The sequence below is a fragment of the Rhizobium sp. RAF56 genome, assembly GCF_052113965.1.
In the GTDB taxonomy this organism is placed as follows: domain Bacteria; phylum Pseudomonadota; class Alphaproteobacteria; order Rhizobiales; family Rhizobiaceae; genus Rhizobium.
The window spans coordinates 69,332-82,366 of the sequence record NZ_JBFRDU010000002.1 but is presented as its reverse complement, the minus strand read 5'-3'; the positions used below and the strand labels follow the sequence as shown (position 1 = coordinate 82,366).

Genomic DNA, 13,035 nt, shown 5'->3' with positions numbered 1-13,035 from the left:
TTCAGTCCTCCAATACCCAGGTATCCTTGGTGCCGCCGCCTTGGCTCGAATTGACCACCAGCGAGCCTTCCTTCAACGCCACTCGCGTCAGGCCGCCTGGGATGATCTGTACCTTGTCGGAGACGAGCACGTAGGGGCGCAGATCGACATGGCGAGGCGCAATCCCCTTGTCGACGAGGATAGGGACGGTCGACAGCGACAGCGTCGGCTGGGCGATATAGTTCGCCGGCCGCGCCTTCAGCTTTTCAGCAAATTCCGTCCGCTCCTTCTTGGATGCCGTCGGGCCGACGAGCATGCCGTAGCCGCCCGAGCCATGCACTTCCTTGACCACCAGCTCCGCCAGGCGCTCGAGCACATATGCGAGGCTTGCCGGCTCCGAGCAACGCCAGGTCGGCACGTTTTCGAGGATCGGCTTGCGGCCGGTGTAGAACTCGACGATCTCCGGCATGTAGGAATAGATCGCCTTGTCGTCGGAAATGCCGGTGCCGGGGGCATTGGCGATGGTGATGTTGCCGGCGCGATAGACGTCCATGATGCCGGGAATGCCGAGCGCCGAATCCGGCCGGAAAGTCAGCGGGTCGAGAAAGTCGTCGTCCACGCGCCGATAGAGCACGTCGATCGCCTCATAGCCGCGGGTGGTGCGCATCTTCACCTTGCCGTCGATGACCCGCAGGTCCGAGCCTTCGACCAGTTCCACGCCCATCATATCGGCAAGGAAAGAGTGCTCGTAGTAGGCGGAATTGAAGATGCCGGGGGTGAGCACCGCCACGCGTGGCTTGCCGGCGCAGCCGCGAGGGGCAAGCGAGGCGAGGCTCTGGCGCAGCAGCATGGGATAGTCTTCGACGCGCCGGACCTTGTTCTGGTGGAACAGCTCCGGAAACATCTGCATCATGGTTTCGCGGTTTTCCAGCATGTAGCTGACGCCCGAGGGCGTGCGCGCGTTGTCCTCCAACACGTAGAACTGATCCTCGCCGGTCCTGACGATGTCGGTTCCGACAATATGGGTATATACGCCGCCGGGAGGCCTGAAACCGATCATCTCGGGCAGGAAGGCGACGTTCCTTTCGATCAGCTCGCGCGGGACGCGGCCGGCGCGGATGATTTCCTGCTTATGGTAGATGTCGTCGAGGAAGGCATTGAGCGCGATGACCCGCTGCTCGATCCCTTGCGCGAGCTTGCGCCATTCGCGGCCGGAGATGATGCGCGGAATGATGTCGAAGGGGATCAGCTTTTCCGAGGAGTCCTCATGGCCGTAGACCGCGAATGTGATGCCGGTCTTGCGGAAGATGTTTTCCGCGTCGCGGGACTTGGAAATCAGATGCGTTCGATCCTGGCTGGAATACCATTCAGCATATTTGTGGTAGGGCTCGCGCGAACTCTCGTCCGCCTTGATCATTTCGTCGAATGCCACGCTGTCATCCCCGATTTTTTTCCATTTGAATACAACGTCTGTTGCGATGCAAGAAGCATGCTCGATCAGGCGCCGAGGATGTCGGGGGCGGCAATGCCGAATTTCAGGGCAGTTTTCCGCTCGTCTCCAGAAGTGGCACGGAACGGCGAGGGTTATTGCATAAAATTTATGCAAATCACGCGGATTTCCACCCCTCGCATGCATGTATGGAGGCATACGGCAAGTTCTCGCCTATATGAATTAGCAGGGCTGGAGCACGGTTTGGCATCAATGTAATTCAATGGAGGTTCAGCCGATGGCTTTTGACCCTGCTTGATACGCGCGTTATCCGGGTGCATCGGCAATTGTGCAATAATCTGAGTCCTTCATGTCCCTTGATAGTTTGGCGCCCGCGATCTTCGTACTTCTGTGGTCGACGGGTTGGATCGTCGCGAAATATGCGGCGATGCACGCCGGCCCCCTGACCTTCCTTACGATCCGTTACGGCCTTTCAGCGGTGGCCTTCGCTGCCCTTTGCGGTATTTCCGGCGCACGGTGGCCGCGCGGGCGCATGGCCATCTTCCATGCCGTCTGGTCGGGCGTTTTTCTGCATGGCGCCTATCTCGGCGGCCTCTGGTGGGCGATCGCAAACGGCGTGCCGGCGGGACTGTCGGGCGTCATCGCCGCGCTGCAGCCGCTGTTTACGGCGCTTGCGGCACCCTATCTCGTCGGAGAACGGCTGCGGCCGATCCAGAAGTTCGGACTGCTCATCGGCTTTATCGGCATCGCCATAGCGATATCGCCCAAGCTCCTGTCGACGGACGCGGCCAATCTTGGCCATGCGGCGGTGCCGCTCGTCGTCAATCTCATGGCTATGGTCGCGGTGACCTACGGTACGCTCTATCAGAAGCGGCATCTGCAGCATGGCGACCTGCGCAGCATCGCGACGTTGCAATATGTCGGCGCGCTGGCGGTGACCCTGCCTTTGGCGTTCGCCTTCGAAGATCTGCATTTCGACGCCTCGGCCGCGGCGTTCGTCGCCCTCGCCTGGTCCGTCTTCGGCCTGTCGATGGGGGCGGTCGCGCTGCTCCTCTATCTCATTCGCAAAGGGCAGGTATCTCGGGCGGCCTCGCTCATCTACCTCATTCCGCCGACCGTCGCCGCGCAGGCCGCGATCGCCTTCGGCGAACCGCTCACGGTGCCCTTGATGGTCGGTACGGCGGTCGTGGCTTCCGGGGTTTATCTCACAAACCGCCGGGCTGCGGCTCAGGCGCCGCGTGCCGCCGCTGCCCAATAACAAATGCGGCGGGCTTTCGCCCGCCGCATTCCTTGAAACCAAACTTCAGGTGTTAAGCGCGTTCGCGACGCTGACCGTTGCTGCCGCGCGACGGACCGCCGCGACGGTTGCCGCCATTGCCTTCACGACGCTCGCCACCCTGGGCCTGCTGCGCGCCGCGATCTTCGCCGTGCTTGCGTGCCGGGCGACCGTGCGCGTTGCGGGCGCCGCCGCCGGGATGATGACGGTTGGCGTCGCCATTGGCATGGTTGCCGTGCTGCGGACGCTGCGGCTTGCGAGCCGGACGGAAGTCCGACGCGGCGGCCAGATCATTGTCCGGACCTACCGGCGGCGCGTCCTCGCCACGGCGCTGGCCGCGGAAGTCCTCGTTGCGGGCGGTCTGGCGCTCGGGACGCGGGCGACGTTCCGGGCGGTCGCCCGAACGGTGCTGTTCGCCACGGCCTTCGCCGCTACGACCTTCACCGCCACGACCTTGGCCGCGGTTGCCGCCATTGGCGCGACGCGGAGTCGCATTCATGTTGGTCGGTGCTTCACCACCGGCAACCGTGATGTTGATGTTCATCAGGCGTTCGATGTCGCGCAGCAGGCGGGACTCGTCCGGCGCGCAGAACGCGATCGCGATACCGTCACGACCTGCACGGGCCGTACGGCCGATACGGTGGACATAGGCTTCGGCAACTTCAGGCAGGTCGTAGTTGTAGACATGGCTGACGGCCGGGATGTCGATGCCGCGGGCGGCAACGTCGGTGGCGATCAGCGTCTTGATATCGCCGTCCTTGAAGGCCTTGAGGGCGCGCTCGCGCTGGCCCTGGCTCTTGTTGCCGTGGATCGAGGCAACGGAATAGCCGACATGCTCGAGATGCTTCATCAGCTTCTCGGCACCATGCTTGGTGCGCAGGAAGACGATGGCGCGGCCATCCGGGTTTTCCGTGAGCGACTTCTTCAGGAGATCCGTCTTGTCGTTCTTGCCGTTGACGAAGTGAACGTACTGTTCGACCTTGTCGGCGGCCTTGCCGGGAGGCGTGACTTCGACGGTCACCGGGTTCGTCAGGTATTCGCTGGCGAGATCGGCGATCGACTTCGGCATCGTAGCCGAAAACAGCATCGTCTGGCGCTTCTTCGGCACCATCTTGGCAATCTTGCGCAGGTCGTGCACGAAGCCGAGATCGAGCATCTGGTCGGCTTCGTCGAGAACGAGGTAACGCACGGCGGTCAGGCTGATGGCGCGGCGATTGACGAGATCGAGGAGGCGGCCGGGCGTGGCAACGAGGATGTCGGTGCCTTTTTCAAGCTGCAGCTGCTGCTTGTTGATCGATACGCCGCCGACGACGAGGTTGATGCGCAGGTGCGACTTGCGCAGGAAGTTCTTCAGGTTGGTAGCGATCTGGTTCACCAGTTCGCGGGTCGGGGCGAGGATGAGCGTACGGGTGGTACGGTTGTCCGGGCGCCGTTCTTCAGGGAGGAGCTTTTCGATGAGCGGCAGGCCGAACGCGGCGGTCTTGCCGGTGCCGGTCTGGGCGAGGCCGATAAGGTCGCGGCCTTCGAGGAGAAGCGGGATCGCCTTTTCCTGGATGGGGGTCGGCGTTTCGATGCCGAGCTGGAACAGGGTGGCGACGATCGGCTTGGAAACACCAAGCGATTCAAAATTGGTCAAGTCATAACCTTTTTAGGGCGCGCCAAAACAAATCCGCCGGATCGCGTAAGTGCAGTCCGGTGTCATTCTGGCGTCAAGAACCCCGCGTGAAGTGGGAACTTGTCTTGTTGGAAAAAGCTTTCCAGCGCTTCTGCCGCGTCTTGGGGTGCGGCATGTATGAAATGCGCTTTTGTCCTTCTTCCTGCATCCTATTTGCTGGCAGGGGCACGCTCACGCGGCGGCCGGAAGGTGAAAGCTGCCGCGCATTTGGTCCTATTCGAGCCGAATGTCAAGAGCGCGCGTCTATTTTCGGCAATCCGTGGCTGAAAACCTTCGCGAATTAATCGCTCAGAAATCGGTGGCCACGCCGCCTTCTGCTTTCCTCCGCGCAACGAAGGCGTCGAGTTCTTCTTCGACCGCCGGATCGAGCGGTGGGCGCTCGTAGCGGGCGAGCGTTTCCTTGTAGATCCGGTTGGCGTGATCGTAGGTTGTCGGACGGCCGGCTTCGGTCCAGCTTTCGAAGTTGCGCCAGTCGGAGAGGATCGGCGAATAGAAGGCGTTCTCGTAACGCGCCAGCGTATGCGGCGTGCCGAAGAAGTGGCCGCCCGGACCGACATCGCGTACGGCGTCGAGCGCCAGCGCGTCGGGGCTGACGTCGAGGGGTGTCAGAAACTCCGCGACCATCTGCAACAGGTCGACGTCGAGGATGAACTTTTCAAATGAGGCAGTCAGCCCGCCCTCGGTCCATCCGGCCGCGTGCATGATGAAGTTGCCGCCGCCTTGGGTGAGCGCCCAGAGCGACAGGGCCGATTCGTAAGCCGCCTGTGCGTCGAGGGTATTGGCGGCGTTGGTGTTGGAGGTGCGGTAGGGCACGCCGTAGCGGCGCGCGAGCTGGCCGCCGGCGATGACGGCCTTCATATATTCCGGCGTTCCGAAAGCCGGCGCGCCGGTCTTCATGTCGACGTTGGAGGTGAAGCCGCCGTACATAACCGGCGCTCCGCGGCGCACCATCTGCGTAAAGGCGATGCCGCACAGCGCTTCGGCGTTCTGCTGCACCAGCGCGCCGGCGATGGTGACGGGCGCCATGGCGCCGGCGAGCGTGAACGGCGTGATGACCACCACCTGATTGCGCGACGACATTTCGATGATGCCTTGCAGCATCGGCCCGTCCAGGCGGAGCGGCGAGGAAGAGTTGATGATGGTGAAGAGCGACGGCTCTTGCTCCATCTGCTCCATGGAGATGCCACGCCCGATGCGGGCGATCTCGATGCCGTCCACATTGCGCTGCTTGCCGAGCGAGTAGCAGTGAAAGGCCTTGTCGGTCAGCTTGACCAGATCGGACAGGCAGTCGAGATGGCGAACCGAGGCGTGGATGTCGACAGGCTCGACCGGATAGCCGCCGGTCAGGTGAACGACATCATAGGATTGCGCGAGCTTGACGAGCTTGCGGTAATCTTCCTGGTTGCCGGTGCGGCGGCCGCCGTCGCGATCGGCGACGAAGGGGGCGGATGCGATCTGGGCGAAGACCAGGTTGTTGGCGCCGATATTGACGTTGCGCACCGGATTGCGGGCATGCAGCGTGAATGTCGAGGGCGCGGACGCCACCAATTCCAGAATGAGCCCACGATCGAAACGAACGCGCTCGGTGCCCGGCGTCACGTCAGCACCGGCAGCCTTCATGCGCTCTCGCGCTTCCGGCAGCAGGATGTCCATTCCGATTTCCTCGAGAATGGTCAGCGAAGCGTTGTGAATGTCCTCAAGGGCATCGGCGGACAGCAGTTCCGTTTTCGGCATGTTATTGACGAGGTTGAGATATTTTCCGCTGCTGGGCTTGCGGCTGCGGTCGGCCCCACGCCCGCCGGCGCGTCGGCGGCGGTCGGCTTGCGCGGGTTCCGCCGTTGCCGTGTCCTCGGGGAGGGCTTTCGAAATGTCGCTCATCGATCCTGATCCGCATTGGTCTCATCCCACGATTCTTGTCAGAACTCCTACCGGCATGCGCATGTCATTGCGACGGCGGACTGGTTATTCTGGGATAGTCGGTGGCCTGATCGCGACGTGGACCGAGAACCCGGACAGGGGATGTCATGGTTAACATCTTGTTAGCGCGCGATTGCTAACCTTGTTGGCTAACCGAAGCATCCTGTCGGAAGCGTTAGAGGGGTCCCGTTGACCGTGCCGGGAGAATTACTCGAATTGGCCTGCCGCCGGATCACCGATCTGGACCGGCCGGCCTATGTCAAGAACAGCGACATGCGCTACGTCGCCGTGAACGACGCCTATGCGCGCTTCTTCGGACGGGACATTTCGGATTTCATCGGCCAGCGAAGTGCTGATCTATTCGATCCAAGCGACGAGCAGGATTGCGAGGACAAGGAACGCCGCGCGCTGATTTTCGGCTCCGAGGAGATCGCGATCCGCTTCGGCGTCCGCGACCACGAGCCGTTCAGACTGCAGATCGAAAGCTTCACGACGTCCGAGCAGCGCAGCTATGTCTTCGGGGTGTTTCTCGACGACCCCGCGGGACACGAGCCGCATCCGGAAAAAGATCAGGCGGCCATGGATCTGGCGCTCCTGCGCGAACGGCTTGAGGGTGTGCCGAATCCGATCGGCGTCTTTGCCGAGGACGGGCGACCGATCGTCGTCAATGCCGCATACCGGGCACAAGGAGAGGGCGGTCCCGCGCGAGCCGCAAAAGCCGCGCCCGAAATCGAAGCGCCGGCTTCCGCCGATGCCGCTCTCCTCGGCTCGTTTTTGGCCGAAAGCGCGTTCGACCTGATGGAGGTCGCCGTCTGCGTCTACAGCGAGAGCGACGAGCTGGTTTACGCCAATGGCGCCTGGCGAGAGATTTACCGGGAGGTCTTTGCGGAAGCACCGATCGGCAAGACGCTGCGCGAAATCTGCGAAAAGATCGCCGCATACCGGCAAGAGCATGATCCCGAGCAATTGCCGTCAGTCGGCTTGACGGCGGAAGCCTGGGTGGAAGGCCGACTGGCCGCGCATCGGCTGCCGTATAGCGAGTTGACCGAACGCTTCCTCAAGGGGCGCTGGCAACGCAGCATCAACAAGCGGATGCCGAACGGCCTTCTGGTCGGTCTGCGCATCGACGTTACGGATCTGAAGGAAAACGAACTTCAGCTCAGAAAGCATATCGAGGAGATAGGGCTCTACCGCACCATCCTGGAGGATCTGCCGAGCGCCGTTTTCATGCGCGACGCAGATCATCGGCTCGTCTATGCGAACGCGGCCTATGAAACGATTACGGGTTTCTCCCGCGCCGATAGCATTGGAAAGACCGAGCACGAGACGTTCAAGGAGGGCGCCGAAAACCACTTCGCCGAAAATGACCGCGCCCTGAACGACGACGGCATGATCGAACGCGAGACCGTGGTCTACGATCCCGAGGGCGTTGCCCACCCGATCATAACCCGCATCCGCGGCGCGACGACGTCCAATTCGCGCTACGTCCTTGGTTCGGTCATGGATATCGCGACCTTGAAGCAGCGGGAAAGGTCGCTGATCGAGGCGCAGGCAAGGGCGGACGCTGTCCACCAGGACCTGAAAAACATCCTGCATTCGATGCCGGTCGGCGTGCTGATGCTCAACGCCGACTACCGCGTCGACTACGCCAACGATTGCTACTACGACATGTGGGGCTTCCCGAAGGAAGACCCGCTGGAAGGAAAGGCGCTGCGCGATCTGTTCGCCGTGCAGCTTGCGCTCGGCCGCTATGGCACGCAGCCCCTCGACGAACTCTATCAGTCGCGACTGCAGTATCTCGCTTCCCTGCCGTCGCAAAGCCAAGGCGAAATAGTCTTTGAGGATGGCAAGGCCCTGGTGATCCACACCCGCCGGATCCCAGAGGGGCGCATGCTTCTGGCCTATATCGACATCACGTCGCTGCGCAAGCGCGAGCGCGAAATCACAGCGGCGCGTGAAGAGCTGGAACAGCTCGGCGAGCTGATGAGCGATACCACGCACGCCATGTCGCAGGGGCTCCTGATCGTTCAGGACGGTACGATCCTGCTTTCCAACGACGCGCTTGCCGAACTGTTGCAAGTGCCCCCGGAGTGCGTTGCAGCCGGCGAGCGCTGGCTCAAGGCGTTCGATCTCTGCGCGGGGCGTGGCGATTTCGGCGACGATCAGGAGTTGCAACCGCGCGCATGGCTCGAAAGCCTGGAGACGCGCAAGCCGATTTCCCAGGTCTTCCGCGTCGCAGGCCTGCGCTGGGTCCAGCTCGAGGGAAGGCTCAGCAACGGCGATCGCTGGGTGTTCGTGCTGACTGATGTCACTGAGATCAAGGAGCGCGGCGAAGAGCTGGAACGGCTTTTGTCCCGCAGCGAAGCAGCCGATAGGGCAAAATCCGAATTCGTCGCCAATATGAGCCACGAGATCCGCACGCCGATGAATGGCGTGTTGGGGATGGCGGAACTATTGGCGAAGACCAACCTGGATGTGCGGCAGAAGACCTTCATCGACGTTATCGTCAAGTCCGGCAACGCCCTTTTGACGATCATCAACGATATACTCGACTTCTCGAAGATCGATGCCGGCCAGATGGTCTTGCGCAAGGTTGCCTTCGATCCGTCCGAGGCGATCGAAGACGTGATGACGCTTCTGGCGTCGCATGCGAACGATAAGGATGTGGAATTGCTCGTGCGCTCCGGGCCTCGCGTTCCCCAGATGGTTCTGGGCGACCCTGGACGCTTCCGCCAGATCGTTACCAATCTCGTCGGCAACGCCATCAAGTTTACCGAACGCGGCCACGTTCTCGTCGGCATGTCCTATGACAGCCCCGAAAACGGCGAGGCGATCTTGACGCTGAGCGTCGAGGATACCGGCATCGGCATCCCCGCCGACACGATCGAAACGATCTTCGACAAGTTTTTCCAGGCGGACTCCTCGTCGACCAGGCGTCATGAAGGAACGGGCCTCGGGCTCGCCATTACCGCCGGCTTGGTCGATCTTTTCGGGGGCTGCGTGACGGTGACGAGCGAAGTGGGCAAGGGCTCGGTCTTCACGCTGCAGCTGCCGTTGCCGCAGTCAGGTGCCGACAAGCCGAAGTCCGTTCCGATGAACGTGCTTGGAGCGCGCGTCCTCGTTATCGACGACAATAACATCAACCGGAAGATATTGTCGGAACAGCTCAAAATGTGGGGTTTCGACGGCGTGGCCGCGGAAGACGGTCCGACGGGCCTGGCGATCCTGGATGCCGCCTTCTCCATGGGTGTCGAGGTCGATGCCGTGATCCTCGACTATCACATGCCCGGCATGAACGGGACCGCCGTCGCTCGCGCGATCCTGGAGGACAGCCGCTTCGACGGCGTTTCGCTGATCTTCCTGACGTCCATGGACGTGGCCATCAACGATCGGGAATTCGCTCTTCTCAGCGGGCAGGCGCACCTCACGAAGCCGGCGCGCTCCAACGTCCTGCGCAGCACGGTGATCGAGGTCGTCCGCGCGGCGCGAAGCCGCCGCGCCATGGGCGTCGGACGCGAGCGCGACATGGTCGATCAGGCCCGCCTGGGTCCTCCGCCTGGGGCAGCTGTCAGCGAGCCCGCGCGTGCGCTTGCGCAAAAGCCGGCAGCCACCGTCGATATTCTCGTGGCCGAGGACAACGAAGTAAACCAGATCGTCTTCACGCAGATCCTGCAGTCGATGGGACGCACGTTCGCGGTCGTCGAGAACGGCCAGAAAGCCGTTGATGCGTGGCGGGAACTACAGCCTCTGGTGATCATGATGGACGTGTCCATGCCTGTCATGAACGGGCACGAGGCAGCCCGCACCATCCGCCGGATGGAAATCGAGGAAGGGATCGCCTGGCATACGCCCATCATCGGCGTCACCGCCCATGCGCTCGATAGCGACCGCGACATGTGCTTCGACGCGGGCATGGACGACTACATGTCGAAGCCGATCAGCCCCGAGCTTCTGGAAGCGAAAATCGAGCGCTGGCTTGACGACGCCGTTGCAATGGCCGGCCTGTCAAACGGCTGAGATCGGCTTGACGCCGCAGAGCATCTCCCGCTTTCCGGCGAAGCCCTTGCGCCGTTCGACCGCAAAGCCCGCGGCCTGGAGGTTGCGGCGCACGAAGCCGGCCGCCGCATAGGTGGCAAACGTGCCGCCTGGGGACGACTTCTCCGCGACGAGCTGCATCAATTCCGCCGACCACATGTCGCCGTTGCGCGATGGCGCAAAACCGTCGAGATACCATGCGTCGAAGCCGCCACCGGCGCCGGCGACGCCATCGAGGGCCGGCCCGCAGACGACGGTGAGCTGCGTCTCGTCATCGACAGCAAGCCTGACCGTGCCGGCTGGCGTGTCCGGCCATATCGTCGTCAGCGCCCGCCGTTCGGCATCGATTTCCGGCCAGTGGGACAGCGCCCGGTCGATATCGACGCCACGCATCGGATAAAGTTCGAAGGACGTGAAATGGAGACGTGCTCCCGGCTGGCGGTGGAGCTTCCAGTGTCGCCAGGTCTCGCAGAAATTCAGGCCGGTTCCAAAACCGAGTTCGCCGATGCGGAAAATGTCTTTGTCTCCCCAGCGCTCCGGCAAACCATTGCCAGCGAGAAAGACGTGGCCGCATTCGAGGCGGCCATCGGTCTGGCAATAAAAATGGTCGCCAAAGGCTTGGGAATAGGGCATATCGCCGTCGCGCCATTCGAGAGGCGGAGCGGCGGCGTTCTTTTCAGGATCTGTGTCTGTCATGGGAAAAGGCGATAATCCGGTCGCGTCCGCCGGTCAATCTTATGCGGAATTGCTGATCGTCGGCGGCGGTATCATGGGCTTGTGGGCAGCCGTTCACGCGGAGCGTCTCGGCATTGATACGGTTCTGGTCGAGGCGGGACGGCTGGGCGAAGGGGCAAGCGGCGGCCTGCTCGGCGCGCTGATGCCGCACATGCCCGACCGCTGGTCCGACAAGAAGCAGTTTCAGTTCGATGCGCTCGTAGCGCTCGAGCGCGAGATTGAGACGCTGGAGGCCGCAACCGGGCTGTCGGCCGGCTATCGCCGCTCCGGGCGACTGATACCACTTCCCAAGCCGCATCTGCGCACCATCGCGCTCGGTCATGAACGCGATGCCGAGGCGCATTGGCGCAGCGGCGCGCGGCGTTTTTCCTGGAACGTGGTCGATCAGCCCCCGACAGCGGACTGGATCGATCCCTCGAGCGGCGGCAGCGGCTTTGTCCATGAAACACTTGCCGCCCGCGTCGCCCCGCGCTCCGTGATCGCTGTTCTCTCGGCCTTCCTGCAAGCTGCGCGGCATGTGCGCGTAGCCGAGGGCGTCGCGGTAAGCGCGGTCGATCCGCCGCATGGGATTGCGCAAAGCAGTGCCGGCGACATCCGCTTCCGCCGTTGCATCGTCTCGGCGGGACACCGATCCTTTCCGCTGCTCGAAGGGTTGACATCAGGTCTCGGCATGCCGCTCGGCCAGCCGGTCAAGGGTCAGGCCGCGCTCCTGAAGGCCGATGTCGATCCGGACTTGCCGGTGATCTTTCGCGGCGGCCTTTACATCGTGCCGCATGAGGGCGGAACGGTGGCCGTCGGCAGCACCAGCGAGGACCGTTTCGACGATCCGGCGGCAACCGATCCTCAGCTCGATACGCTGTTGGCAGCGGCGGCGGCGCTGGCGCCGAGCCTTGCCGGTGCCGAGGTCGTCGAGCGCTGGGCGGGCTTGCGGCCAAAGGCGATCGATCGCGATCCGATGGTCGGCTCCCATCCCGAGCATTCAAGTATCATTGCGTTGACCGGCGGCTTCAAGGTGAGCTTCGGACTGGCGCACCGTCTGGCCGAGTTCGCGGTGCGCGAGGCGATGGCCGCGCCTTCCTTCGAACTTCCGACGAGCTTTGCCCTCTCAAGCCATATTGCCGTGGCTTCGCGCCTTTAGCCTCGGCGCCGCGTCGTTAATCTGTCACGCAAATCACCTATCCCATGCCTGTTGCGCCGGTGCCGGTTAGCCGTTGGAAGGCCTGTGAGGGAGGTAGAATGCGCTACGCGATCTGCTTTACGCCGCCCGCGAGTGATCCGCTGACACTGGCCGCCGCCGAGTGGCTCGGACGTAGCGTCTTTTCCGGCGAGACCGCCGAGCGGCCGCCAATTCGCGGTCTCGGTATTCAGGAAATTGCCTTCTATACCGCCATGCCACGCCGCTATGGCTTCAGCGGCATGCTGAAGGCGCCTTTCCGCCTGCGGGAGGATTGTTCCGAGGCGCAGCTGCTACGCGACCTCATGCATTTCTCCGGCACGTTTTCCCCGTTCACCATGCCGCCGCTTGGGGTCGCCCGGATCGATGACCTCTTTGGCCTTGCGCCGACCAATCCATGCGGCGACCTCGATGCCCTTGCCGCAACCGTCGTCCAGCACTTCGACCGTTACCGTGCGCCGCTCAGCGAGGCGGAGCTCGAGCGTTGCGATCCGGACGCCCTTTCCGGTCTGCAGTTTACCAACCTCTTTCGCTGGGGTTGCCCCAACGTCATGGGGCAATACCGCTTCCACATGCCGTTGACTGGGCCTGTGGCGCAAAGGGACGCGACAAGGATCGAGCATGCCCTGAAGTCGTGGTTCGCGGCCCTCCTCACGCAACCCGTCACCTTCGGCAATATTGCGCTGATGGTAGAGGTAGGGGCGGGCGGTCCGTTCCGCGTTCATTCGTTGCATCCACTCGGCAAGGTCGGCGCCCGCAGGATTGCATAAGTTCCAGCGGGAGTTGCGGGCGGT

The 13,035-nt window shown here is 62.7% G+C and carries 8 protein-coding genes; 4 read left to right on the top strand and 4 right to left on the bottom strand.

Annotation, left to right across the window (positions count from 1 at the left end):
- Position 1 precedes the first annotated feature (1 nt).
- Positions 2–1,411 carry a circularly permuted type 2 ATP-grasp protein gene (locus AB4048_RS02275; protein WP_442200291.1) on the bottom strand — a complete coding sequence of 470 codons (1,410 nt, stop codon included), beginning with the start codon at positions 1,409–1,411 and terminating at the stop codon, positions 2–4.
- Positions 1,412–1,778: 367 nt separating this feature from the next.
- Between AB4048_RS02275 and AB4048_RS02270 the strand changes: the two genes are divergently transcribed.
- A complete protein-coding gene (locus AB4048_RS02270) occupies positions 1,779–2,687 on the top strand; it encodes a DMT family transporter (RefSeq protein WP_442200290.1) in 909 nt (302 codons plus the stop codon).
- Positions 2,688–2,739: 52 nt separating this feature from the next.
- On the opposite strand, the gene AB4048_RS02265 is transcribed toward AB4048_RS02270, so the two are convergent.
- Both AB4048_RS02265 and AB4048_RS02260 read right to left on the bottom strand, forming a co-directional pair.
- Entirely contained in the window at positions 2,740–4,341 is a 1,602-nt protein-coding gene (locus AB4048_RS02265; protein ID WP_442200289.1) for a DEAD/DEAH box helicase, read from the bottom strand.
- A 327-nt stretch (positions 4,342–4,668) separates the two neighbouring features.
- On the bottom strand, positions 4,669–6,258 hold the full coding sequence (locus AB4048_RS02260; RefSeq protein WP_442200288.1) for a trimethylamine methyltransferase family protein: 1,590 nt from the start codon (positions 6,256–6,258) through the stop codon (positions 4,669–4,671).
- Positions 6,259–6,492: 234 nt separating this feature from the next.
- On the opposite strand from AB4048_RS02260, the gene AB4048_RS02255 reads away from it, so the two are divergent.
- A complete protein-coding gene (locus AB4048_RS02255; protein WP_442200472.1) occupies positions 6,493–10,314 on the top strand; it encodes a response regulator in 3,822 nt (1,273 codons plus the stop codon).
- Here the strand turns inward: AB4048_RS02255 and mnmD are convergent.
- A complete protein-coding gene (gene mnmD, locus AB4048_RS02250) occupies positions 10,303–11,028 on the bottom strand; it encodes a tRNA (5-methylaminomethyl-2-thiouridine)(34)-methyltransferase MnmD (RefSeq protein ID WP_442200287.1) in 726 nt (241 codons plus the stop codon). The genes AB4048_RS02255 and mnmD overlap by 12 nt on opposite strands.
- Here mnmD and AB4048_RS02245 point away from each other — a divergent pair.
- The gene (locus AB4048_RS02245) at positions 11,027–12,205 is read left to right on the top strand and encodes an NAD(P)/FAD-dependent oxidoreductase (protein WP_442200286.1); all 1,179 of its coding nucleotides are present in this window, start codon (positions 11,027–11,029) and stop codon (positions 12,203–12,205) included. The genes mnmD and AB4048_RS02245 overlap by 2 nt on opposite strands.
- 98 nt (positions 12,206–12,303) lie before the next feature.
- Complete coding sequence (locus AB4048_RS02240) at positions 12,304–13,011, top strand: DUF1045 domain-containing protein (RefSeq protein ID WP_442200285.1); 708 nt, start codon at positions 12,304–12,306, stop codon at positions 13,009–13,011.
- Positions 13,012–13,035 lie beyond the last annotated feature (24 nt).

What these genes read in the sequence shown, in the direction of transcription:
- AB4048_RS02270 (WP_442200290.1), top strand. Translation starts at nt 1,779, where the DNA reads ATGTCCCTTGATAGTTTGGCGCCCGCGATCTTCGTACTTCTGTGGTCG.
- AB4048_RS02260 (WP_442200288.1), bottom strand. Translation starts at nt 6,258, where the DNA reads ATGAGCGACATTTCGAAAGCCCTCCCCGAGGACACGGCAACGGCGGAA.
- AB4048_RS02245 (WP_442200286.1), top strand. Translation starts at nt 11,027, where the DNA reads ATGGGAAAAGGCGATAATCCGGTCGCGTCCGCCGGTCAATCTTATGCG.
- mnmD (WP_442200287.1), bottom strand. Translation starts at nt 11,028, where the DNA reads ATGACAGACACAGATCCTGAAAAGAACGCCGCCGCTCCGCCTCTCGAA.
- AB4048_RS02240 (WP_442200285.1), top strand. Translation starts at nt 12,304, where the DNA reads ATGCGCTACGCGATCTGCTTTACGCCGCCCGCGAGTGATCCGCTGACA.